Raw genomic sequence first — 24,471 nt, forward strand, 5'->3', positions numbered from 1 at the left:
GCGACGCCGATGAACGTCGACCTCTTCGACTTCGACCTGCCGCCCGAGCGGATCGCGCTGCGCCCGGCGAGCCCGCGCGACGCCGCGCGGCTGCTCGTGGTGCGCGGCGACGGACTCGACGACCGCACCGTCGCGGACCTGCCCGACGTGCTGCGCGCGGGCGACCTGCTCGTCTTCAACGACACCCGCGTGATCCCCGCGCAGCTCGAAGGATCGCGCGGCAACGCGCGGATCGGCGCGACGCTGCACAAACGCGAGGGGCCGCGGCGCTGGCGCGCCTTCGTCCGCAATGCCAAGCGGCTGCGCGACGGCGACGCGATCGACTTCGGCGCGGGCGTGAGCGCCACCGCGCGCGACCGCGCCGACGACGGCAGCTGGGCGCTCGACTTCGCCGGCGACGAACCGATCGAGCTGCTGCTCGAGCGCGCCGGGCGGATGCCGCTGCCGCCCTATATCGCGGGCAAGCGCGCCGCCGACGCGCGCGACGCGGACGATTACCAGACGATGTTCGCCGCCGAGCCCGGCGCGGTGGCGGCGCCTACCGCGGCGCTCCACTTCACACCCGCGCTGCTGGAGCGGCTCGCCACGGCGGGGGTGGAGCATGCCACGCTGACGCTCCACGTCGGCGCGGGTACCTTCCTGCCGGTCAAGGCGGAGGACACCGCCGACCACAAGATGCACGCCGAATGGGGACGGATCGATCAGGCCACCGCCGACCGGCTCAACGCGGTGCGCGCGCGCGGTGGGCGCGTGATCGCGGTCGGCACCACCTCGCTGCGGCTGATCGAGAGCGCCGCGGGGGAGGACGGGATCGTTCGGCCCTTCGAGGGTGACACCGCGATCTTCATCACGCCGGGCTATCGGTTTCGCGGCGTCGACGGGCTGATGACCAACTTCCACCTGCCGCGCTCGACCCTGTTCATGCTGGTCTCGGCGCTGATGGGGCTGGAGCGGATGCAGGCGGCTTACGCCCATGCGATCGCGCGGGAGTATCGCTTCTACAGCTACGGCGACGCCTCGCTGCTGCTGCCCTGACGCGCGCCGCGTCGGTCAGACCGAGAGCTGGAACAGCGACGCGAGCGGCGCGCTCAGTCCCAGTGCCGCGACCAGCGCCCGCACCGCCACCGCGACCAGCAGCATGGCCGCGGTGGCGGTCACGTCCTGCCGCAGGAAGTGGATCCGCTCGCGCACCTGCGCCAGCGTCAGGATGACGTAGCGCAGCGCTTCCGCGAGCACCGTCGCGATCGCGGCGCCGATGATCCCCAGCGTCGCGGTGGCGAGCGGCAGCGCCACCAGCAGCGCGACGAACTTGCCGACGTTGCCGAGCGCGCCGACCTTGGGCTTGTGGAGCCCGAGCAGCACGCTGTCGCTGAAGGTGTTGAGCACGAGCACCCAGGCCGCCAGCCCGAGCCAGGCCGCGATCGGCCCCGCCGCGGCATAGCGGTGATCGTAGATGCGCGACACGATCGGGTCCGCTACCGCGATGAAACCGCCGACCGCGAGCAGCGACAGCGTCAGGTAGCGCCGCCGATGCAGGCGGAGCCGCGCGCGCAGTGCGTCGCGGTCGAGCCCCGCCGCGGCGACGCTGGGGAAGACGATCGCGTTGCCCAGCCGCGTCGCGAACTGGCCGAAGATGTCCGACAGCGAGCGCGCCACGCCATAGACGCCCAGCATCGCCAGGCTGACGTATTTGCCCAGGATCAGCCGATCGAAATTGGTCGCGAGGAAGAAGATGATCGAAGAGACGAAGATCCATTTGCCGAAGCCGATGATCTCGCGCACGTGGCGGCCATCGAGCGTGAGGCGATAGCGCACCCCGGGCCAGACGAAATAGGACAGCACGGCGGTGGCGAAGGTGGCCGCGACATTGCCCGCGATCAGACCCCAGGCGGTGGGCGAGGCGAGCACGATCGCGATCGTCAGGATCGCGCCCAGGATCGCGCTGGCGGTCTCGTAATAAGCGATCCGCCTGGTATCGATCGCCTTGACCGCGAGCGACGGCCCGACCGAATGCGCACCCGTCATGACGAACAGCACGCACAGCACGGGGAAGACGTCGTTGAGCGTCGCATTGTCGTAGAAGCGGCCGAGCAGCGGCGTCAGCAGCAGGAACAGCGCGCCGATCACCACCCCGCGGATCAGCTGCAGCGTCCAGGCGGTCGTGTAGTAGCGCGGCTCCCATGCCTCGCGGCTGGCGACGATGTTCTGGCCGATGCCGATGTCGGTGAACAGCTCCACGCCGACGCGCAGCGAGGTGAGCACGATCATCACGCCGAACAGCTCGGGCGCCAGGATATGCGTCAGGACGAGGTTCTGCGCGAAGCGCAGCCCCTGCACGATCATGTAGCTGGAGGTGGTCCAGCCGACCTGGCCGAGGAGCGTCGGCGAGATGCGGACGCGCCGCGAGACTCGCTCCATCAGGGCCTGTCTGTTGATCGTCATCCGCGCGCGTTAGCGTCTTCCATGCGCGCCGCCAACGCGGCTGGACGCCGCGGTCGTGCCGTCCTGCGCCACGCCCGGTCGAGGCCGCCGCTTTCCTTGACAGCGAGGGTGCCGGCCCTAGGGTCCGCGGGCTCGGCGGCGTCGCGCGCAGGGGCGTCGCGGGAAGGGGGGCGATGGGCCGGTTGAAGTCTCGGTTGGGCGCGCTCGGGCGCGAGCTCGCGCTCCATCTCGCGCTGCCGCGGCGGCGCGCCGGCACGCCGTCGGTGCTGTTCTTCCCGAGCCAGGGCACCGACGACGGCGCGGCGCGGCTGCGCGCCTATGCGATGGCGCGGGAGCTGACCGCGCTGGGCTGGCGCACCGCGGTCTGTCCCAAGCATCTCGGCCTGGCGGCGCGGCGGCGGCTGGTGCGGCGGTTCGCGCCCGATCTGGCGGTGATGCAGACCGCGCGCCACCCGCTCAACCGCCCGCATCTCTTCCCCGGGCTGCGCGTCGTGATCGATCTCGACGACGCCGACTATATCGACCCGGTCTCGGCCGAGCCGCTGGTGCGAGCGCTCCAGGACAGTGTCGGCGCGATCGCGGGGAGCCGCTCGGTCGCGCGCTTCTGCCGCCGTTACACCGCGCCGGTCACCGTGGTGTGGACGGGGACCCCGCCGAGCGCGGACGCGCCGCCGGCGCAGCAGGGGCGCCCGCCGGTGGTGACCTGGGCGGCGTCGAGCCCGGTCGGCAGCCCGCACGAGGTCGCCTTGCTGGCGCAGGTGCTCGATCGCCTCGCGCAGCGCGGGGTGGATCTGCGCTTCCGCGTCTATTCGGACGACGGCAGCGAGGGCTATCGCGCCATGATGGCGCGGCTCGTTCCCGCGGGCATGCCGTGCGAGACGCGCGCGTTCATGGGATATGAGGCCTTTCTCGGCTCGCTCGACGACGTCGCGGTGGGGCTGGCGCCCTTGGTCGACCTCGACGGCTTCAGCGGCGGCAAGTCGTTCGGCAAGGTGCTGGCCTATATCGATCGCGGCGTGCCGGTGGTGACGCAGCCGGTGGTGGATCACCCGCTGTTCTTCCGCCACGGCGAGAATGGCCTGATCGTCGACACGGTCGACGAGTGGGCGGACGCGATCGTCGTGCTGCTCGCCGATGCGGCGAAGCGCGACGGGATCGCCGCGGTCGCGCGCGCGGACCTGCGCACGCGGCTGTCGACCGAGGCGGCCGCGCGGCTCACCGACCGCTTCCTGCGCGCGCTGCTGCCCTGACATGCGCGGCGCCGTCGACATCGATCGCGGCCAAGGATAGGGCTCTCGTCGCGGCTGGAGGGAGGATCGGGCGAGATGAGCGATGAACGCCGGCGCAGCGCGCGCGACCTCCTGCTCCGGCTCCGCCGCAAGGCGCAATATACGCTCTATCGCCAGCGGTGGAACGTCGCGATCACGCCTTTCTCCGCCGCGGCGGTGGCGGGGCTGGAGGGCGCCGCCGTGCAGCGCGCCGCGCTCGACGCGCTCGACTGGATGCCCGAGCGGGGTGACGCCTTCGTCGCGGATCCCTTCGTCACGCGCGACCCGCATCGGCCGGAGGCGCTGCTGATCTTCTACGAACTCTTCCCCTGGCAGCGCGCGCAGGGGCTGATCGGCGCCGCGCGCTATAACGACGGGCAGTTCGGGGAGGGGCGGATCGTACTCGATACCGGTCACCATCTCTCCTATCCCTTCGTGCTGGGCGAGGGCGAGACACTGCGCGTCATGCCCGAACATTCGGCGGCACGCGATCTGTCGAGCTATGCGGTGGCGGCGGACGCGACGCTCACCGACCCGCGGCCGGTCGAGCGCGAGCATCGCCTGATCGACGCGACGATCGTCGAGTGGGAAGGGCGCCACTGGCTGTTCTGCACCCATGCGGGGCCGACCGAGAATAGCGAGCTCCACGCCTATCACGCCGCCGGCCCGGCGGGGCCGTGGACGCCGCACCGCGCCAACCCGATCCGGCGCGACCGCGGCGGCGCGCGGCCCGCGGGCGCGTTCATCGTCAACGGCGGAAAGCTGTTCCGGCCGGCGCAGGATTGCCGCGCGCATTATGGCGCAGGGATCGTCGTCCACGCGGTCGAGCGGCTGACCGCGGACGATTATCGCGAGACCGTCGTCAGCGAGATCCGCCCGCCCGCGGGCAGCCGCTACGATTACGGGCTGCACACCATCTCGTCGGTGGGCACGCATACGGTGATCGACGGCGCGCGGATGGAGAGCCTGATCCATCCGCGGCTCGATCGCTGGGGCCGCTACCTGCGCGCCTGACCGCCGCGCGTCACCCGCGAAGCCGCTTCTCGAGCTCGTCGAGGAAGCCGTCACAGGCCGCGACCAGCTCGTCGAAACAATGCGAGAAGCGTTCGGCGCTCTGGCCGTAAGGGTCCGCGATCTCGCTGACGGGCTGGCCCGGCGTGAAATGGCCGAGCAGGAACACCGGCGTCGCGGTCGACGGGTAGAGCGCGGCCATCTGGCGGACGTGCTCGGGCTCCATCACCAGGATGAGGTCGGCCGCGTCGACCATCGCCGGGTTGGTATGGCGGGCGCGATGCGCCGCCAGATCGATCCCGAACCGGGGCGCGACCGTCTCCGCCATCGGGAAGGCGTGGCGTCCCTCGATCGCGTCGAGCCCCGCCGAGGACACCGCGACGTCGAGCCCGCGCGCGCGCGCGCCGCGGCGGATCCATTCCTCGGCGAAGGGGCTGCGGCAGATGTTGCCGCGGCACAACACGAGGATGTCCTGCGCGCGCGCGGGGAAGCGCCGCGCGACGTCGCGGTCGTGTCCGCCAGAACGCAGCCGCCGCTCGGCGACGCGTCGCGACAGACCGCCGGTCGCGCGTGTCAGCACGCGCCCGCCCTTGTCGCGCACCGCGCCGACCTTCTGCTTCGCGTAGCGGCCAAGCTCGACCAGCCCGGGTCGCGGGTCGGACAGCGGCAGCATCTCGTTGCGGGTGTTGCGATCGAACACATTGACCAGACTGCCGATCGTCTTGAGCAGCGACGGCTGGGCCGCCGAAGGTGCCGCGCCGCGGCGCAGGTCCTTGATCCGGCTGACGACATGGTCGAGGTCGCCGAGCCACCATTGCGAGCGGACCCCGGTGCGATAGGTCGGCACGTCGCGTCCGCGCACGCTGGTCTCGATACCGCGGTAGAGGGCCATCGGGAAATCGACCCCGGCATCGATCGCGAGCTGCAACGAGCCCCAGAACCGCCCGTTGACCTCCATCAGATAGGGCGTCCCGCTGACCGGATCGACCTTGAACTCGATCATCGCGACGCCGTTCCAGCCGACGCTCTCCATGATCCGGAGCGCGTAGCGCGTCATCGGCTCGGGCAGCGCGATCGCCTCGCGATAGACGCTGACCCCGCCCGAGGGCGGGCGCTCGCGCAGCCGGCGGTGCGCGAACAGCTCGGTCGGCACCCCGTCCTCGAAGATGCCGAACACGCCCTCGCCATGCCCGGTGACATAGGCTTGGATCATCGACGGCTGCTTCAGGAACCAATGGTCGTGGTAGATCTTGCGGAGGTCGTCGGCGTCGCGCGCGATCAGCACCCCGGTCTTGCGCCAGCGCCCGTCGGTCTTGAGCAGCGAGCGGCCGGGCTTGACCACCACCGGCCAGCGATCGATCGCGGCGAGGGCGGCGTCGATCACGCCGTCCTCGACATAGATCGTCGCGGGCACCGGCACTCCCGAGCGCTCGGCCCAGCGCGCCAGCGCGACCTTGTCCGACAGCGCGTGATATTGGTCGAGCGTCGGGCCGGGCAGCGCGGTGACTCGCTCGAACGCGGCGCGCTGCTCGCCCACCAGCTCCATCGCGATGTCGGTCATCGGGAAGAGCGCGGCGGGGGCATGTTCGCCGATCACCTCGAGCAGCCGGTCGACATAGCCCTGCGGGTCGCGCCACGGCGAGGGATAGGTGAAGGAGGCAGTGCAATAACGCGACAGCGCCGCCAGCGAGCCGGGCGTCTCCGCGCCGACGAAGACGGGGATGCCCTGTTTGCCCAGCGACCGCACGACTGCGAGGGTCGCGCGCTCATTGCCATCGGTGACCACGACGCCGCGGCGGTTCATCTCGACCTCTTCTTCGCTGCGAGGCGCGTCGCGCGCGTCACTTGTGCTTCAACCTGATCCCGATCACGCCGAGCATGATGCCGACGCCCTCCACCATCTTCGCCGCGGCGAAGAGGAATTGCGGCGGCTCGCGGCGACTGAGCTGGCGCAGCGGACGGATCGCGCCGCGCACCATCGTGGCGCCGCCGTTGACCGTCAGCCGCAGCCGCCCGACGCCGCGCGGCAACCGCGTGACCACCGAGGTGTTGCCCTGCCACAGATGCCGGCGGAACTGATAGCGCAGCGTCAGCCGCTCGTCGGGCTCGATCTCGTAGACGAAGGCGCGCGCCGCATAGACGATCCTGGCGCCCGCCTGCTTCATCGCGTGGAAGAACGCCATGTCCTCCCCGCCGGTGCGGCCGAACGCGGGGTCGAAGCGCAGCGCCGGCCGCTCCTTGAGGAAGGCCGTGGCGATCAGGCTGTTGTTGGTGTTGGCGATGGGGAGCTCCTCGCCGTCGACCGCGTGGAACTCGCCGAGCTGGAGGAAGGGCTGGTCCTGGATCCAGCGCGGTGCGTGCGCGGGCGCCTTGCGCAACATCAGCCCGGTCGACACTTCGGCGTCGCTCGCGGCGCGGACGCGCAGCAGCTCGGTCAGCCAGACGTCGGACGGCTCGCAATCGTCGTCGGTCATCGCGATGAAGGAGGCGCGGTCGATCGAGCGCGCCAAGGCCAGATTGCGCGCGACCGAGATGTTGCGCGACGCCGAATTCTCATAGACCAGCCCCAGCGCGAAGCGGTCGGCGTAGCGCGCCGCCACCGCGCGCGCATTGCCGTCCGCGCTGTCGTCGATCACGGTGACTCCGATCGTGCAACTCTTCCACTGGTCGCGCGCATAGGTGTCGATCGCGCGGAGCAAGCGGTCGAGCTCCGCCGTCCTGTTGTAGGTGCAGACCGCCACGATCACGTCATTGGCAGGAGCTGTGGTCATGGCGCTGAGGTCCGCGATCTGGATGCGTCGACGCGGCTTATACAGCGCCGAGATACGATTTCATTAAGCGGATCCGCTCGGCGATGGCGACGTCGCGCTCGAGCAACGCGCCGCTGCGCGCCGCGTCGTCGATCAGCTGCGCGAGGGCGGCGCGGTCGTGCGCGAGCGCCTCCACCTCCGTCGCCAGCGCGGCGCTGTCCCCGATCGCGACGAAGCGCCCGCCACCGTGCGGCGCGACCAACCCGCGCGAATAGGCCGAGCCGAAGCCGACGATCGGCGAGCCCAGCGCCAGCGCCTCGACGAGGCAGCGCGGCGATTCGCGCGTCATGTGGCAGTAGAGGAAGAGGTCGGCCTGTTCGATCAGCGCGCGCGCCTCGGGACGCGACACCGTGCCGAGCAGCCGGCAGCGGTCGCCGAGGTCGCGCTCGGCGACGAAGCGCCGCATCTGCGCCAGCATCGGGCCGTCGCCGGCCCAGGTGGCGACGAAGTCGAGCCCGGCGTCGCGCAGCCGCGCCACCGTCTCGAGCCATTCGAGCGGGCCTTTGATCTCGTCCGCACGCCCGGCATAGACGAGCGACAGCGGCGCGCCGGCGCGCACCCGCTCGATCTTCTCGGCGAGCGTGGGCGCGTCGATATGCTCCTCGCGCGTGACCTGGACGTTGAGCACCATGAAAGGCCTCGGCGCGAGCGGCGCCAGCCCCTCATATACATCGCCCCCCTGGAGCAGCGCGATCGTGCTGTGGGTCAGCGCGCGCCGATAGCCGCGCCCGAACCACCAGTAAGAGGAGCGCTTGCGCCAGCGCTTGAGCCCGCGCGGCATGTTGGCGAGCATGAAGCGCCACATCGCCGGCCCATCCCAGTCGGCTTCCATATTGTAGGGCTTGTGCAGCCGGATGCAGCGATCCGCGGCGAGCACCGACCAGTCGAACGGCGCGTGTGGCGAGAGCAGGATGCAGTCGGCGCGCGCGATCTCGGCGTCGAGCTGGCGGATCACCGCGCCGCGCTTCAGCAGGTAGCGGTCCTCGCGATAGGGGATCGGCAGCAACAGGATGCGCAGCCGGTCCGCCCCGTCCAGTTCGGCCGGGTCGATCAGCGAGGGGAAGGTGTAGCTGGACTGCACCGGCGGGCACATCACCGTCACTGTCGCGAAGGCGGTGAGATAGCCCTTCAGATTGTTCGCGAAGTCGCCGTCGAGCCGGACACGGCCGTCCGCCAGCGTCGCCACCGCCGGGATGACGAGTAGCAGCGCACCCGTCGGCTCATCCGGTGTGCGCACCGCGTCCATCGCTTCGCCCCCATGCGGCAACCGCCTGCGCGATCGGATGCCCGGCGCGCCCGCGCAGGTCAAGCGAGGTGGTCGTGGCGAACCAAGGGCTTGTGCAGCTTTGGCATGGAGGCGTTGGCGCGTGCTTCGCTGCGCTCTCGTTGCCGAAGATTGCCAATGCGCGCTTGCAACCGCGCGCCAACCCAAGGATCAAGGGCCAAGCGCGTGGAGTTGCTCGCGAATTGTTCGCGGCGGCTGGCGGGTGGCGGGAGACACGGAGAATGCGGGCGGTTCGGGGCTGGCGACGACGGTTGGGCCAGCTGTCGACGATGCTGGCGCATCCGGTCGAACAGCTGCAGTTGCGGCGTGCGTTGCGGCGCGCGCGCGCGGCCGGCGTCGCCGCGGCGCGCGGGCGTTCGGTCCCGTTCAAATATGTCGGCGATTATCTCGCCGCCGGCTTCGCGCGCGGCGATCGGCTCGCCGCGCTGGTGCATCATTACGAACTGCTCGCCGCGACACCCGGCGCGGCGGCGCTGTGGCGCGCGCCCGTGACGCTGTGGGATCGTGACGATGAGGAGGGGCGTCGCCACGCCGTGATCCTCCAGCGCGCGCTGCTCGCGCCGATGGAGGGCGAGGCCGAGCTGGTGTTCACGCTCGATGGCGAACGGCTGTTCACGCTGACCTTCACGATCGTCGACGGCGCCGGGGTGGGGGCGGCGGCTGGGCCACTGCTGCTGATCGGCGGGGCGCAGGGGCGTTATGCGGCGCGCGAATCGCTGCGCTATGCCGCGCGCGCCAACGGCGAGATCGCGCCGGCGACGCTGCTGCTGCTCGCTGCCGCGGTGCTCGCCGAGCGGCTCGGCATGGTCGCGCTGGCCGGCCCGTCGAACCGGACGCAGGTGGCGGCGCTGTACGTCGTCGACGGGCGATCGAGCTCGCTCGACTATGACGCTTTCTGGACCGCGGCGGGCGCGGCGGCGACGGCGCGCGACTTCTTCCTGCTCGCCGCCACGCCAGAGGTAGAGGACGATGCCGAGATCACGGGCAAGCATCGCGCGCGCACCCGTCGGCGTCGGCGCCTGCGTGCCGAGCTGCGCGCCGCGATGCACGAGCGACTCGGCCGCGCGATGACCGGCGCCGCATGAGCGGCCCGGTCGCGGCGCGTCAGGCGGACGGCGGGAACACGTTCTGACGCGCGGCATAGGCCGCGAACAGCTTGGGCCAGGCAGCGGCGGGGGCGCTGTCGGGCAGGCGGACGCCGAAGCCGTGCCCGCCCATGTCGAAGGCGTGGAGCTCGGCGGGACGCTTGGCCGCGAGCATCGCCTGGTACAGGGTCAGGCTGTTGGCGATCGGCACCGCGTCGTCGTCGCTGGCGTGGACGAGGAAGACCGGGGGCGTATCGTCATGGATGCGCCGCTCGACCGAGGCATCGCGGCGCTGCGCGTCGCTCGACGGCGTGCCGAGCAGATTGTCGCGCGAGCCCGCGTGGGTGAAGGTCTCGGCGAGCGTCACCACCGGATAGATCAGACCGGCGAGATCGGGCCGCGCCGATTGCTGATCGGCCTCGTCGACCGGCGCGTAGCAGGGCTCGGCGTGGCGCGTCGCGAGGCTGCCCGCGAGATGACCGCCCGCGGAGAAGCCCAGCACCGCGATGCGCTTCGGGTCGACGTTGTGCTCGCCCGCGCGCGCGCGGATCAGTCGCACCGCGCGCTGCGCGTCCTGAAGCGGCACCAGCGCGCGGTTGGACCAACCCTCGGCGGGAAGGCGATAGGAGAGGATGAAGCAGGTGACCCCGAGCTTGTTGAGCCAGCGCGCCTGCTCCTCGCCCTCATTGTCCCAGGCGATGAAACCGTAGCCGCCGCCCGGGATCAGCAGCACCGCCGCGCCGTTGGGACGCGCCGCGCGGCGCACCGTCAGCCCCGGCCGCGCCACCCCGGTGACCCAGCGATCGTTGAAACCAGCGTCCTTGGAGCGCTGCTCGATCCTGGGAGTCGGCAGCGTCGCGGGCGCGCCGGGCGCCGCCTCGGGCCACAGCGGGATCGTCGCGCCCGGTATGTCGTCGGGCGCGGCGGCCGCCGCCGCGGTGGAGAAGGGCGCGGCGGCGAACGGCGCGGCGGTGAGCGCGGCGACCACCGCGCGGCGGCTGGGCTGGTCCATCGTCATGCGCCGGGACATACCGCACCGGCGGGGTCCGTGGCGAGCCGGATATCGGCGATCGAGACCGTGAACGGCGCGCCGGCGGTCAGCGTGAAGGGGCGGTCGACCGACTCCATCGTCGCGCCCGCGCCGCGGAAGCACTTCAACGGGACGCGCAGCACGTGCCATCCCGCGCTCGAGTCGAGCGCGCGCGCGACGTCCACCTTCCCGCCGCCGAGCGCCAGCGTCACCGCGCCGCTGGCCGGCGTGTCGACGCGATAGCTGACCTGAAGGTTCAGGTCGGCGTTGGTCTCGCGCACCAGCGACAGCGCCGGGCCGCTGATCGTCGCGCTGCCCGCGCCGCGCCAGCCGATCCGGATCGCCCCCTCCTGCGCGGTGGCGCTGTCGACCGCGGCGCGGGTCACCGATCCGTCGAGCGCGAGCGTGAACGGGGCGGGGACTCGCCCGCGCGCGAAGAACAGGCTGGTGTTGGCGAGGCTCGCGTCGACCCCGGACTCCTCGCCGAGCCGCGCGACGCGGCCGCCCTGCGCGTAGCTCAGCCCGTAGCCGAAGGCGAACAGCGGGTCATAGCCGGGCGCGCCGCGGTTGAGCGTGAACTGGCCCGCGGTCTTGGGCCAGCTGAACGAGAGTTTGCCGCTGAAGTCGCGCGTGCCGCCGAGCAGGACGTCGGCGACGCCCGCGCCCTCCGACCCCGGGAACCACGCCGCGACGAAGGCGTCCGACTGGTTGAGCTCGGGATTGACCCAGAGCGGCCGGCCCGAGAGGAACACCGACACGGTCGGCACGCCCGCCGCCTTCAGCTTCTTGAGCAGCGCGAGCGACTGTTTGTCGCCGGCCTCGAACTCCAGCGTGCGGACGTCGCCGCGCATCTCGGCGTAAGGCTGTTCGCCGAACACGACGATCGCGACATCGGGCTTGGCGGTGAAGCTGCCGTCGCGCGACAGCGTCGCGCTGCCCCCTGCCGCCTTGGCCGCCGCCGCGATCCCGGCGTAGATCGAGGTCGCGCCGGGGAAGTCCGCGTTGGTGTTGCCGTCGCCCTGCCACGACAGCGTCCAGCCGCCCGACTGGCGCCCGATGTCGTCCGCGGCGTCGCCGGCGACCAGGATGGTGGCGCTCGGCTTGATCGGCAGCACGCCCTCGTTCTTGAGCAGCACGAGGCTCTTGGCCACCGCCTCGCGCGCGACGGCGCGGTGCTCGGCCGAACCCACCGTGGCGCCGCGCGCTTCCCACGGTCGCGCCGGATCGAACAGGCCCAGCTTCATCTTGACGCGCAGGATGCGACGCACCGCATCGTCGATCCGCGCCATCGGCAGCTTGCCCGCCTTCACCGCGGCCAGCGTGGTGTCGAACAGGCCCTTCCAGCTATCGGGCGCCATCGCCATGTCGAGCCCGGCGGCGAAGGTGGCGGGGCAGTCGGCGTTGGTGCAGCCGGGGATCTGGCCGTGGCCGTTCCAGTCGCCGACGACGAAGCCGTCGAAGCCCATCCGCCGCTTGAGCACGTCGGTCAGCAGCGACGCGTTGCCGTGCATCTTCTGCCCGTTCCAGCTCGAGAAGCTGGCCATCACCGTCATCGCGCCCGCGTCGATCGCGGGCGGGTAACCCGCGGCATGGACCTTGATCAGCGTGGCCTCGTCGACCTGGGTGTCGCCCTGGTCGATGCCGTCCTTGGTGCCGCCGTCGCCGAGGAAATGCTTGGGGCTGGCGGCGACATGGCCGCGCTGGATCCCCTGTTGGCCGGGGACGCCCTGCAACCCCTCGATCATCGCCGCGGCGTAGGAGGCGACCACGGCGGGATCCTCCGAATAGCCCTCATAGGCGCGCCCCCAGCGATCGTCCTGCGGCACCGCGAGGGTGGGGCCGAACGCCCAGTCGATCCCGGCCGCGGCCGTCTCCTCCGCGGTGACCGCACCGATGCGGCGGATCAGCGCGGGGTCGCGCATCGCGCCCAGCGCGCTGTTGTGCGGGAAGATCGTCGCGCCGACGACATTGTTGTTGCCGTGTACCGCGTCGACCCCGAACATCAGCGGGATCGGGCTGTGGCCCGCGCGCTTCTCCAGCGCCACCGCGTTGAACGCGCGCGATGTCGCCACCCAGGCGGCGGCGGGCGAGCGGTCGGGGGCGCCGAGCGGGGGCGAACTGCCCCCGGCGAGGATCGAGCCGAGCGGATAGCGGCGCAGGTCCTCGGGCTTGATCGCGCCGATGTCCGCCTGGATCATCTGGCCGACCTTCTCCTCCACCGACATGCGGCGCAGCAGTGCGGTGACCTTCGCCTCGGTCGCGGCGTCGACCAGCCCGACGCTCTTGGCCGCGGGCCAGCGTTCCGGATGCGCGACCTGCGCGACCCCCGCGGTGGCGCTGGCGCCGAGCAGCAGCGCGAGCGTGATGTGGTTGAAACGCCCCATGTCTTCCCCTCCCTGTGTCGGTCCGCCGGGCCTCTCGTCCGGCGCGCGTGGCGGCCGGGATGGCGGCGATCCCCCGATCGTCGCGGAGCATAGAAGCTGCTCGATGAGAACGCTATCAGCATTTTCCACGCGGCGGCTAGGCGCGGCGCGCTTTGCTGGTACGTATCGGCGGATGAGTGGGGAACATCGCAGGACGCGGGGCAACGGCTCGCGCCAGACCGGCGCGCCGACGATCGCGGACGTGGCACAGCTCGCGGGCGTGTCGACCATGACCGTGTCGCGCGTGATCAACGGCGAGAACAACGTGCGCGAGGCTACCCGCGCGGTGGTGCGCGAGGCGATCGCGCGGCTCGACTATGCGCCCAACCGCGCCGCGCGCAGCCTCGCCGGCGCGTCGCAGATCCGGCTCGGCCTGCTCTACAGCAATCCCAGCGAGGCGTATCTCAGCGCCTTCCTGCTCGGCAGCCTCGACGAGGCGGGGCGCGGCGACATCCAGCTGGTCGTGCAGAAATGCGACCTCGACGAGCATGAGCGCGAGGTCGCCGAGCGGCTGGTCGCCTCGGGGGTGGACGGGATCATCCTGCCGCCCCCGCTGTGCGATTCGCCGCTGGTGCTCGACGTGCTGCTCGCGGCGCAGGTGCCGACGGTGGTGGTGGCGACCGGCAGCTCGCCCGCAGGGGTCGGGCGGGTGTCGATCGACGACCGCGCCGCCGCACGCGCGATGACCGCGCATCTGCTCGCGCTCGGCCATGACCGGGTCGGCTTCATCACCGGCAATCCCAACCTCACCGCGAGCGGCGAGCGGCTCGCGGGCTATCGCGAGGCGCTGGTCGAGGCCGCGCGGCCGGTCGACGAGGCGCTGATCGCGCGCGGGCTGTTCAGTTATCGCTCCGGGCTCGACGCGACCGAGGAGTTGCTCGACCTCGACCGGCCGCCGAGCGCGATCTTCGCCAGCAACGACGACATGGCCGCGGCGAGCGTGGCGGTGGCGCACCGCCGCGGTCTCGACGTCCCCGGCGACCTCACCGTGGTGGGGTTCGACGACAGCACGCTGGCGACGACGATCTGGCCCGAGCTGACCACGATCCACCAGCCGATCGCGGACATGAGCCGCGCGGCGGTACGGATGCTGGCGCAGATGCTGCGCTCGCGCCGCGACGGCACGATCAAGGACGCGCCCGACCTCGTGCTCGATCATACGTTGGTGCGCCGCCAGTCCGACGCCGCACCGCGACGCCGTCCGCCCAGCCGGTCACGCTGACGGTTGTGGTAGCGGTACCTTCCATGCCATAGCCGCCTCTCGCATCAACGATCAGATAAATCGCGCGAAAGGGGAGAGGGTGAGGGTCGCAGCCGCAGCCAGCATGATCGCGCTGCTCGCGCCGGTGAACGTTCTCGCGGCGGAGGACTCGCGCTACGTCTGGCGCAATGTCACGGTGGGTGGCGGCGGCTTCGCGCCGGGCATCGTGTTCAGCCGCGCCGAGCGCGGGCTCGCCTATCTGCGCACCGACATGGGGGGCGCCTATCGCTGGGACGCCGCCGCGGCGCGCTGGCGGCCGCTGCAGGACGCCAACCCCGAATCGAGCTACATGGGCGTGGAGAGCGTCGCAGCCGACCCGGTCGACCCGGCACTGGTCTATCTCGCGGTCGGGATGAACGCGCGCGGTCCGGCCGCGATCCTGCGCTCGGCCGACCGCGGCGCGCATTGGCGCACCACCCCCGTGCCGTTCGCGATGGGCGGCAACGAGGACGGGCGCGGGCTGGGCGAGCGGCTCGCGATCGACCCGCACGCGCGCGCGACCTTGTTCTTCGGCTCGCGCCACGACGGGCTGTGGCGCAGCGACGACGCGGCGGCGACGTGGCGCAAGGTCGAGCAATTCCCGCTCCCCGGGCTGGGGCGTCCGACGCGGCCGCGTACCACCCATGGGGGCCTGTCCTTCGTGCTGTTCGACCCGGCGCGGCGCGGTCGGATCGTCGTCGCCAGCGCGGATCCGGGCGAGCGCCATCTGTTCCGTTCCGACGACGGCGGCGCGACCTGGGCCGCGATCGCGGGCGGACCGCGCGCCGGGCTGCTGCCGGTCAAGGGCGTGGTCGGCGGCGACGGGGTGCTGACGATCACCTACAGCGACGCGATCGGCCCCAATGGCGTCAAGGACGGCGCGGTGTGGCGCCACGATCCCGCCACCGGCGCGTGGCAGGACGTGACGCCGCCGCGCCGCCCGGGCGAGGTGCCGGGCGGGTTCTTCGGCGTCGCGGTGTCCGCGCAGGACCCGCGCGTGATCGCGGTGAGCACGGTCAACCGCTACCAGCCGGTCGACACGATATGGCGCTCCGCCGACGCGGGCGCGCATTGGGACGAGCTGTGGCGGCGCAGCGCGCGCGACGTGCGCGCCACGCCCTTCCTCGACTTCGACGGCACGGCCAATTTCGGTCATTGGATCGCGGGGCTCGCGATCGACCCGTTCGACCCGGCGCATGTCGCTTATGTCACCGGCGCGACCGTCTATGCCACCCAGGGTTTCGCCGCACCGGGCACGATGCGCTGGGCGCCCTGGACGCGCGGGATCGAGCAGACCGCTATCATCACTTTGGTCAGCCCCACCGGTGGCGCGCCGCTGGTGTCGGGGTTCGGCGATCTCGGCGGTTTCCGCCACCCCGATCTCACGCGATCGCCGCCGCACGTGCATCGCACGCCGTTTCTCACCAACACCAACGCGCTCGATTATGCCGGCGCCGCGCCCGCGGTGCTGGTGCGCAGCGGCAACACGCACAAGCCGGTCGTGCCCGACACGTCGCTCGCCTGGTCGCGCGACGGCGGCGCGAGCTGGACGCCGCTCCGTCTGCCCGCCGCGGCGATGGCGCCGCGCGCCGACGGCACGCCCGCGCTGGCGCAGACCGGCAGCGCCGCGATCACCGTGTCGGCGGACGGCGCCACCTTCGTGGTGGAGACCGAGCAGCCGCTGCTGACGCGCGACCGCGGCGCGAGTTGGCAGCCGGTCGCCGCCCTCGGCCGCGGGATGCGCGTCACGGCGGACAAGGCCGACCCGCGCCGCTTCTACGCGGTCGACGCCGACAACGGGCGCGTGCTGCGCAGCGACGACGGCGGCGCGCGCTTTGCCGCAGTAGCGGGCGCGGGGCTGCCGCGTGATCTGAGCGGCGCGCGCGCGATCGGACGCGAGGCGGCCAACCCCCTGGTGGCGACGCCGGGGCGCGCGGGCGCGCTGTGGCTGCTGCTGGACGGGGCGCTCTATCGCTCGACCGACGCGGGGGAGCGCTGGGCGCGCAGCCCGGGCGCGATCGCGATCGATCGCTTCGGGCTCGGCAAGGCCGCGCCGGGCGGCGTTTGGCCGGCGCTCTACGCGATCGGCACGGTGGCGGGGGTGCGCGGCATCTATCGCTCGACCGATGGCGGGGCGGGCTGGTCGCGGATCAACGACGACGCGAACCGCTGGGGGCTGCGGCTGCGCGTCATCAGCGGCGACCCGCGACGCTATGGCCGGGTCTATGTCGGCACCGACGGCCGCGGCATCATGTACGGTGACCAAAGGGGAGGGGAGAAAAGATGATCGGGAGATGGAGCCGGCTGGCGCTGGCGGCGGCGCTCGGGGCGATGGCGACGGGTGCGGGCGCGGAGCCCTTGCCGCGGCTGGTCACGAACAAGGGGCGCCACGCGCTGCTGGTCGACGGGGCGCCCTTCCTGATGCTGGGCGCGCAGGTGAACAATTCGAGCAATTACGCCGCCGCGCTGCCGCAGGTGTGGCCGGTGCTGGACCGGATCCACGCCAACACCGTCGAGATCCCGATCGCCTGGGAGCAGGTGGAGCCGCGCGAGGGCCAGTTCGACCTGTCGTTTCTCCAGACGCTGCTCGATCAGGCGCGCGCGCACGACAAGCGCGTGGTGCTGCTGTGGTTCGGCACCTGGAAGAACACCAACCTGAGCTACACGCCCGACTGGGTGAAGCTCGACAACCGCCGCTTCCCGCGGATGAAGACGCGTGACGGCAAGGATCATGGCGTGCTGACGCCGCTGTCGCGCACCACGCTGGAGGCGGACCGGCGCGCCTTCGTCAAGGTGATGGAATATCTGCGCGACCACGATCCGCAGCACACGGTGCTGATGGTCCAGCCGGAGAATGAGACCGGCAGCTATCGCAACCCGCGCGATTACAGCGCGGAGGGCAATCGCCTGTTCGCCCAGGCCATCCCTGCCGCGCTGGCGAAGAGCACCGGCAAGCGCGGGACCTGGTCACAGGCGTTCGGCGCGCAGGCCGACCGCGCTTTCAACACCTGGTATGTCGCCTCCTACGTCAACGCCATCGCCGAGGCGGGGAAGCGCGCCAAGCCGCTGCCGATGTACGTCAACGCCGCGCTGGCGGGACCGTCGAACGTGCCCGATCCCGATGGTGTGGCGAGCGGCGGGCCGCAGCAGGACGTGCTCGACATCTGGAAGGCGGCGGCGCCGTCGATCGATCTCGCGGCCCCCGACATCTATGACCGCAAGAGCGCCAACGTCATCCAGTATCTCGACAAATATGCGCGCCCCGACAATGCGCTGATGGTGCCGGAGATCGGCAACGCGCGCGAGTTCGCGCGCTTCTTCTACGCCGCGGTCGGGCGCGGCGCGATCGGCTATGCGCCGTTCGGCATGGACGCGACGGGCTATTTCAACTTCCCGCTCGGGGCCAAGGCGCTCGACGAGGCGACGCTCGACGCGATCGCGCTGCCTTATGCCGCGATGGGATCGATCATGCGCGACTGGGCGCGGCTCGCGGCCGAGCGCCCGACCTGGGGCGCGGCCAAGCCCGACGACGGCGCCGCGGTGTCGACCACGCTGGGCGCGTGGAAGATCGCGGCGACCTGGGGCGAGTGGCAGTTCGGCATGCGCGAATGGACCTGGCTCAAGGCCGCGCCCGCGCCCTGGGCGGACGAGCCGGTCGGCGGGGTCGCGGTGGCGCAGATCAGCGACGACGAGTTCCTGCTGGTGGGCGACCACGCGCGCGTCACCTTCTCCGCGGCGGACGGCGCCAAGGGCATGGTGGTGCGGGTCGAGGAGGGCAGCTTCCGCGACGGTCGCTGGGTGATGTCGCGCGTGTGGAACGGCGACCAGACCGATTACGGCCTCAACCTGGTCGACAAGCCCCAGGTGCTCAAGGTAACGATGGGGCGCTATCGCTGACGGCATCGCCGCCGCGCCGCACCCGGATGGGACGAAGCGCGCGGCGGCGACCTAGACTTGTGATGGCGGTTGCATTACATACCGGTCGTTATGGAATCCACCGCCACCGCCTGTGCCGCCACCAAGGGACGCCCGCGCGAATTCTGCACCGAGCAGGCGCTCGCCGCCGCGCTCGGCGTGTTCTGGACCAAGGGATATGAGGGCGCCTCGATGGCGGACCTCACCGGCGCGATGGGGATCACCAAGCCCAGCCTCTACGCCGCGTTCGGCAACAAGGAAGCGCTGTTCCACAAGGCGCTCGACCTCTATGAGGCGGAGAAGCTGGCGTATACGCGCGAGGCGCTGAACCAGCCCTCCGCGCGCGCGGTGGCGGAATATTTCATGCGCGGCGCGATCGAGGCGCAGTGCAACAGCGGCGGCCCCAAGGGCTGTCTCGGTGTCATCAGCGCCACCGCCTGCGGCGAGGATGGCAAGTCGATCAAGGACGACGTGATCGCGCGCCGTGCCTCGTCGCAGGCCGCTCTGGTCGAGCGGTTCGAGCAGGCGCAGCGCGCGGGCGAGTTCCCGGCGCACATCACCCCGCAGGCGCTGTGCCAGTATCTCTACGCCATCCTGCAGGGGATGGCGGTGCAGGCCGGTTCGGGGGCGACGCGCGCCGAGCTCCTGCAGGTGGTCGACACCAGTCTCGCCCTGTGGCCGACGCGCTGAGCCGCTGGTAAGAAAAAACGCTACCGTTCGGTACATAAAGCGTTGACGCGGCCCGCGCGCCTTTCTATACCACACAGTATAGAAACGGCGGTGACGCTCCGGCGGCACCTTCACCGGAGGGACGCCGCGATGGCACGACCGCTCACCCACGCCCCCGCGACCTGACCGCGGCACGCGGGTACGCGTCGCTGCTGACGCGGCACCCTCGCTCTGACCATCATGGTGCTCTCGCCCGGTGCTCGTCGCCGCGGGTCGCTGCGCGCCGCTACGCTCCGAAGGGGAGAGACGACATGGCCTTCATCGATTTCACGTCCGCCATCGGCGGCGCCGCCACGCTCAACGCCGAGCGCCACCTGACTCTGCCGGCTGCCGAGCCCGAGGTGCAGAACGAGCGCGCGTCGCTCAGCGCGCTGGAATGGCTGGTCGTGTCGCTGGCGCGCCGCGACCGGATCTCGTCGCTGCGCGAGCCCGGCCGGGTCTCGGTCGCGATGGGCGTGCTGTTCGGCAAGCGTCCCAACCCGCGGCTCGCCGATCCCAAGCTCGAGGCGCTGCGGCGGCTCGCGGTCCATGCCTGGCACCAGGGTTTCGCGGTGCCGGTGAGCGCGGTGAAGAACTTCCTCGCCGCGGGCTATACCAACGACCATTACGAGCTGCTGCTCGCCAGCATCAGCAGCGCGCGGCTGCGTCGCCCCGACCGGCGCTGAACCCCGGCTCAGCCCGCGCCGAGCAGCGCCGCCGCCGCGGCGGCGTCCATCGGTCGCCCGAAGCGAAAGCCCTGCGCATAGGCGCATCCGCGCGCGAGCAGATAGTCGGCCTGATCCGCGGTCTCGACCCCTTCGGCGACGACCGCGATGTCGAGCCGTCGCGCCAGCCCCAAGATCGCGTCGACGATCGCGGCGTCGTCCGGATCGGTGGCGAGATCGGCGACGAAGCTGCGGTCGATCTTGATGACGTCGACCGGAAACTCGCGCAGGTGCTTGAGCGAGGCATAGCCGGTCCCGAAATCGTCGAGCGCGATGCTGACGCCGGCGCGGTGGAAGGCGGCCAGCGTGTCGCCCACCGTGTCGGCGTCGCGGCCCAGGAACACCGTCTCGGTCACCTCCAGCTCGAGCAGCTCGGGCGGCAAAGTGTGACGGCCGAGCTGCTCCATCACCCGGTCGAACAGGTCGTCGCGGCGGAACTCCGCCGGCGAGAGATTGATCGCGACGCGCGCCAGCGGCAGCCCCCGCTCGCGCCATCGCACCAGGTCGGCGCAGACGCGCGCGAGCATGCGCTCGCCCAAGGCGCGCGCCGCGGTGAGATCGTCGAACGCCGCGGCGATCGTGTCCGGTCCCTGGATCCCCAGCGTGTCGTGGCGCCAGCGCAGCAGCGCCTCGAACCCCGCGAGGGTGCCGTCGCCGAGTCGGACCTTGGGCTGGTAGAAGGGCTCGACCCGCTCGTCGCGCGCGATCCGACGCGCCACCGACAGCATCGACGCGCGCCGCTGCATCCCCGCGCGCATCGCCGGGCGAAAGGCGGAAAGCTCGCCGCGCGCGTGCGCCTTGCCCGCGTAGAGCGCCATGTCGGCGGCCTTGAGCAACTCGCGCGCGGCGCGACCGTCGCGCGGGAACAGCGCGGCGCCCGCGGTCGCCTGGCAGTCGAGCGCCATGCCCTCGGCCACGATCGGCTGGCGCAGCGCGCGCAGCGCCGCGGCGATGCAGGCCTGCGCCGACTCGGGCGTATCGGTCTCGACGATCGCGGCGAACTCGTCGCCTCCCAGCCGCGCCACCACCGCCCCGGCACCGAGCGCGGCGGAGAGCCGCAGCGCGACGGTGCGCAGCAGCAGGTCGCCGGCGTCATGCCCGATCGTGTCGTTGATCTCCTTGAGATGGTCGACGTCGAACAGGGCGAGCGTGAGCACCGCCGCCGGATCGCGCTCGCAGCGCGCGATCGCCTCTGCGAGGAGGCGGTTGAACGCGGCGCGGTTGGCGAGCCCGGTGAGCGGGTCGTGTTCCGCGGCGTGGCGGATGCGCTGCTCGGCGGTGATCTGGTCGGTGACGTCGCGGATGGTGACGAGCACGCGCTCGATCCGGCCGTTGGCGGCGGTGACGCGCCATCCGCCGGTCTGCATCGAGCGCAGCGCACCGGTGTCGGCGCGACGGATCCGCAGCGTGACGTCGAAGCGGACATCGGCGTCGCCCGCGCCGATCGAGTCGATCAGCCGCTGCAACACCGGGCGATCCTCCGGCACCACGAGCGCCAGCGCCGTCGCGGGCAGCGCGGGCGTGGCACGATCGAGCCCGAGCATCGCGCGGAAATCGTCGGACCATAAGCGCCGGTCGCGCAGCACGTCATAGTCCCAGATGCCGATCCCGGCGGCCTGGGCGGCGAGGCGGAAGCGCTCCTCGCTGGCGAGAAGGGCGCGTTCGGCACGTTTGCGATCGTCGATGTCCTCGAGCGTGCCGTACCAGGCGACCACCGCGCCACCGGAATCGAGATCGGGCGACGCGCAGGCGCGGAACCAGCGATAATCGTCCGCGGAGGTGCGCAGCCGATATTCCACGTCCACCGGTGACACGGTCGCGAGCGCGTGCTGCCAGGCGGCGAGCGTCGGTGGCACGTCCTCGGCGTGGAGCGCGTCGACCCAGCCACTGTCGAGCGCCTTGGCGCGGCTGATCCCGGTGACCGCCTCCCAGCGCGCGCTGACGGTGCGGATCGCGCCGTCGCGGTCGGCGCTCCAGCTGATGTGGCGCGCGAGTTCGACGCTGGTGCGATAATGGTCGGCCTCACGCTGCGCCGCCGCGGCGGCGAGCGAGCCGGAGTCGGCGAGCGGGGACACGCCCGCCGCCGCCTGCTCGATCCGCTCCACCCGCCTGGCTCGCTGCACGCTGATGCTCCGCCCGGCACGCCGATCGATCGCGGCGCGCATGGGGAAAGACGTTACGGCCCAGCTATTTAGAAATGATGGACAGGCGATGCCACGTTCAGCGCGAGAGCGAGAACGGCCGCACCGCGCGCGCGCTGCCCCAGCGCGTGTCGGGCCGGTCGCCCATGACGAAGCGCAGCTCGCCGCCCGCGCGCACCTCGGCGTCGGCGATCCAGCTGCGACGCAGCGGCGCGCCGTTGAGCGTCACGCTGCGGACATAGCGGTTCGCCTCGGAGAGATTCTCCGCGCGCACGGTGAAGCTCTTGCCCCCGCTCAGCCGCAGCGTCGCGCGCGACACGAAGGGCCGGCCGAGCACGTACTGATTGCTGCCCGGCGCGACCGGGTAGAAGCCGAGCGCGGTGAACACCAGCCAGGCCGACATCTGGCCGAGATCGTCGTTGCCGCTCAGCCCCTCGGGCGTGGCGGCATATTGCGTGTCGACGATCTGCTTGAGCCGCTCCTGCGTGCGCCACGGCGCACCGGCGTAGCTGTAGAGATAGGCGACATGGTGGCTCGGCTCGTTGCCATGGATATACTGGCCGATCAGCCCGGCGATGTCCTCGGCGTGGCTGTAGTCGAGCTTGGAATTGTCATAGTCGAACATCGCGTCCAGCTTGGCGATCGCCTTGTGATCGCCGCCGAGCAGCCGGAACAGCCCGGCCTGATCCTGCGGCATGAACCAGCTATATTGCCAGGCGTTGCCCTCGGTATAATCGGAGCCGTAGTTGATCGCGGTCGGGTCGAACGGGGTGCGATAGCTGCCGTCGCTGTTGCGCGCGCGCAGCCAGCCGGTCTTCACGTCGAAGCTGTTGCGCCAGTTGCTCGCGCGACGCTCGAAACGCTGTGCCACGTCGGTGCGCCCCATCGCGCGCGCCATCCGCGCGATCGTCCAGTCGTCATAGGCATATTCGACCGTCTTCGACGCCGCCTCGGGCTCGCGATCGATCGGGACATAGCCGAGCTTCATATAGTCGCCGAGCCCGCCATAGGACGCGTATTCCGCGCTGGCGACCATCGCGGCGAGCGCGGCATCGGCGTCGAACCCGCGAAAGCCCTTGAGATAGGCGTCAGCGATCACCGGCACCGCATGATAGCCGATCATCGTCCAGGTCTCGCGCCCGGCGAACTGCCACACCGGCAGGATGCCGTGCGGGCTGTGGCGCTGGCTGTCGATCAGCGAGCGGACCACGTCGTTGGTCGTCGCCTCGGGCTGGACCAGCGTCAGCAGCGGATGTTCGGCGCGGAACGTATCCCACAGCGAGAAGGTCGAGCGGAAGGTATAGCCCTCGGCGCGATGCACCTGATCGTCGGGGCCGCGATAGCGCCCGTCGGCGTCACTCCAGACGCTCGGCGCGATCAGGCTGTGGTAGAGCGCGGTGGCGACGATCGTCTTCGTCTTGGCGGGCGCCTCGAGTTCCACCGCGCCGAGCGCCTGATCCCAGGCGGCGCGGGTGCGGGCCTGGGTGGCGGCGAAGTCGCCCGGTTCGGCGTCGAGATTGGCGACCGCGCCGGCCTCGTCCACCCCGGAGAGCGCGACGCGCACCTCGAGCGGGCGGTCGAGCCGGCCGAAGTCGAGCCGCGCCTCGAGCTGGCGCCCGAGCTTCTCGGCGAGCGCGTCGCTGCCACGTCCGGGCGCCTGGAAGCCCTTATAGGCGACGTCCGGGTCGCGATCGATCAGCGCATGATCGGTGAGCGGCGCGGAGAAGCGCATCGCGAAGAACAGCTTGCGCCCCGGCGCCCAGCCGCGCGTCTCGCGGAAGCCGGTCAGCGTGCCGTCGGGCCGGAGGTGCAGCCCCGACCACAGCACCTTGCCCGGATAATTGTAGAGCGAGCGGCGCAGGTCGAGCACGAGATGCGCCGCCTGTCCCGCGGGAAAGGTATAGCGATGCACGCCGACGCGCGTGCCCGCGGTCAATTCGGCGCGGATCCGCGACGACGCCAGCGTCACCGCATAATAGCCCGGACGCGCGACCTCGTCGTCGTGCGAGAAGCGCGAGCGATAGCCCGGCGCGGTGGGGGTGCCCGGGTCCAGCGCGACCGCGTCGCCCGCCACCGGCATCACCAGCACGTCGCCGAGATCGGAATGACCCGCGCCCGAGAAATGGGTGTGGCTGAAGCCCTCGATCGTCGGATCGTCGTGGCGGTAGCCCGCGGCATGCGCGTAGCAGTCGCGAATCATGCAGCTGGTGTCGGTGTCGGGCGACAGCTGGACCATGCCGAACGGCGCCACCGCGCCGGGGAAGCTGTGGCCCTCGCCGCCGGTGCCGATGAACGGATCGACCGAGTCGATCGTGCGCGCGGGGGCGGCGCCCTGCTGTGCCAGTGCGGGAGCGGTGACCAGGGCCACGGCGGCGCTGCCCGCGGCGA

General features: G+C 71.5%; 17 protein-coding genes. 9 read left to right on the plus strand and 8 right to left on the minus strand.

The window, feature by feature from the left end; translation table 11 throughout:
• Window positions 1-9 precede the first annotated feature (9 nt).
• Window positions 10-1,035 (plus strand): tRNA preQ1(34) S-adenosylmethionine ribosyltransferase-isomerase QueA, encoded by a 1,026-nt coding sequence (gene queA, locus EV292_RS03220; protein ID WP_132907717.1) that lies wholly within the window; start codon window positions 10-12, stop codon window positions 1,033-1,035.
• Between the two features lie 15 nt (window positions 1,036-1,050).
• Here the strand turns inward: queA and EV292_RS03225 are convergent, their stop codons facing one another.
• Complete coding sequence (locus EV292_RS03225; RefSeq protein ID WP_165927000.1) at window positions 1,051-2,418, minus strand: oligosaccharide flippase family protein; 1,368 nt, start codon at window positions 2,416-2,418, stop codon at window positions 1,051-1,053.
• Window positions 2,419-2,624: 206 nt separating this feature from the next.
• Between EV292_RS03225 and EV292_RS03230 the strand changes: the two genes are divergently transcribed.
• Window positions 2,625-3,692, plus strand: a complete 1,068-nt coding sequence (locus tag EV292_RS03230) for a glycosyltransferase (RefSeq protein WP_165927001.1) — start codon at window positions 2,625-2,627, stop codon at window positions 3,690-3,692.
• A gap of 75 nt (window positions 3,693-3,767) precedes the next feature.
• Complete coding sequence (locus tag EV292_RS03235; RefSeq protein ID WP_132907720.1) at window positions 3,768-4,724, plus strand: hypothetical protein; 957 nt, start codon at window positions 3,768-3,770, stop codon at window positions 4,722-4,724.
• 10 nt (window positions 4,725-4,734) lie between these two features.
• Here EV292_RS03235 and EV292_RS03240 read toward each other — a convergent pair whose 3' ends face one another.
• Genes EV292_RS03240 through EV292_RS03250 form a run of 3 tightly spaced genes read right to left on the minus strand, consistent with a single transcriptional unit; the run spans window position 4,735 to window position 8,768 of the window.
• The gene (locus EV292_RS03240) at window positions 4,735-6,525 is read right to left on the minus strand and encodes a hypothetical protein (RefSeq protein ID WP_132907721.1); all 1,791 of its coding nucleotides are present in this window, start codon (window positions 6,523-6,525) and stop codon (window positions 4,735-4,737) included.
• A 37-nt stretch (window positions 6,526-6,562) separates the two neighbouring features.
• Window positions 6,563-7,492, minus strand: coding sequence for a glycosyltransferase family A protein (locus tag EV292_RS03245; protein ID WP_132907722.1), 930 nt, complete (start codon window positions 7,490-7,492; stop codon window positions 6,563-6,565).
• A 37-nt stretch (window positions 7,493-7,529) separates the two neighbouring features.
• Window positions 7,530-8,768, minus strand: coding sequence for a glycosyltransferase (locus EV292_RS03250; protein WP_165927002.1), 1,239 nt, complete (start codon window positions 8,766-8,768; stop codon window positions 7,530-7,532).
• 269 nt (window positions 8,769-9,037) lie between these two features.
• Between EV292_RS03250 and EV292_RS03255 the strand changes: the two genes are divergently transcribed.
• Window positions 9,038-9,901 (plus strand): DUF535 family protein, encoded by an 864-nt coding sequence (locus tag EV292_RS03255; protein WP_132907724.1) that lies wholly within the window; start codon window positions 9,038-9,040, stop codon window positions 9,899-9,901.
• A 19-nt stretch (window positions 9,902-9,920) separates the two neighbouring features.
• On the opposite strand, the gene EV292_RS03260 is transcribed toward EV292_RS03255, so the two are convergent.
• Window positions 9,921-10,919: an alpha/beta hydrolase gene (locus EV292_RS03260; RefSeq protein ID WP_132907725.1), complete on the minus strand. Its 999-nt coding sequence runs from the start codon at window positions 10,917-10,919 to the stop codon at window positions 9,921-9,923.
• Window positions 10,916-13,315, minus strand: a complete 2,400-nt coding sequence (locus EV292_RS03265) for a glycoside hydrolase family 3 protein (RefSeq protein WP_132907726.1) — start codon at window positions 13,313-13,315, stop codon at window positions 10,916-10,918. Before EV292_RS03265 ends, EV292_RS03260 begins: the two co-directional genes overlap by 4 nt.
• Before the next feature lie 172 nt (window positions 13,316-13,487).
• Here EV292_RS03265 and EV292_RS03270 point away from each other — a divergent pair, with 172 nt between their 5' ends.
• The 5 genes from EV292_RS03270 (at window position 13,488) to EV292_RS03290 (ending at window position 19,903) form a co-directional block, all read left to right on the plus strand.
• Window positions 13,488-14,576 (plus strand): LacI family DNA-binding transcriptional regulator, encoded by a 1,089-nt coding sequence (locus tag EV292_RS03270; RefSeq protein ID WP_132907727.1) that lies wholly within the window; start codon window positions 13,488-13,490, stop codon window positions 14,574-14,576.
• A 79-nt stretch (window positions 14,577-14,655) separates the two neighbouring features.
• Entirely contained in the window at window positions 14,656-16,881 is a 2,226-nt protein-coding gene (locus EV292_RS03275; RefSeq protein ID WP_165927003.1) for a hypothetical protein, read from the plus strand.
• 44 nt (window positions 16,882-16,925) lie between these two features.
• Window positions 16,926-18,491, plus strand: a complete 1,566-nt coding sequence (locus EV292_RS03280; RefSeq protein WP_243693627.1) for a DUF5597 domain-containing protein — start codon at window positions 16,926-16,928, stop codon at window positions 18,489-18,491.
• Between the two features lie 90 nt (window positions 18,492-18,581).
• Window positions 18,582-19,199, plus strand: coding sequence for a TetR/AcrR family transcriptional regulator (locus EV292_RS03285; RefSeq protein WP_132907729.1), 618 nt, complete (start codon window positions 18,582-18,584; stop codon window positions 19,197-19,199).
• Between the two features lie 290 nt (window positions 19,200-19,489).
• Window positions 19,490-19,903, plus strand: a complete 414-nt coding sequence (locus EV292_RS03290; protein ID WP_132907730.1) for a hypothetical protein — start codon at window positions 19,490-19,492, stop codon at window positions 19,901-19,903.
• 8 nt (window positions 19,904-19,911) lie between these two features.
• On the opposite strand, the gene EV292_RS03295 is transcribed toward EV292_RS03290, so the two are convergent.
• On the minus strand, window positions 19,912-22,065 hold the full coding sequence (locus EV292_RS03295; protein WP_165927004.1) for an EAL domain-containing protein: 2,154 nt from the start codon (window positions 22,063-22,065) through the stop codon (window positions 19,912-19,914).
• A 97-nt stretch (window positions 22,066-22,162) separates the two neighbouring features.
• On the minus strand, window positions 22,163-24,445 hold the full coding sequence (locus EV292_RS03300; protein WP_243693628.1) for a GH92 family glycosyl hydrolase: 2,283 nt from the start codon (window positions 24,443-24,445) through the stop codon (window positions 22,163-22,165).
• Window positions 24,446-24,471 lie beyond the last annotated feature (26 nt).

Origin of the sequence: Sphingomonas sp. BK235 (genome assembly GCF_004345855.1) — a bacterium.
Classification (GTDB): domain Bacteria; phylum Pseudomonadota; class Alphaproteobacteria; order Sphingomonadales; family Sphingomonadaceae; genus Sphingomonas.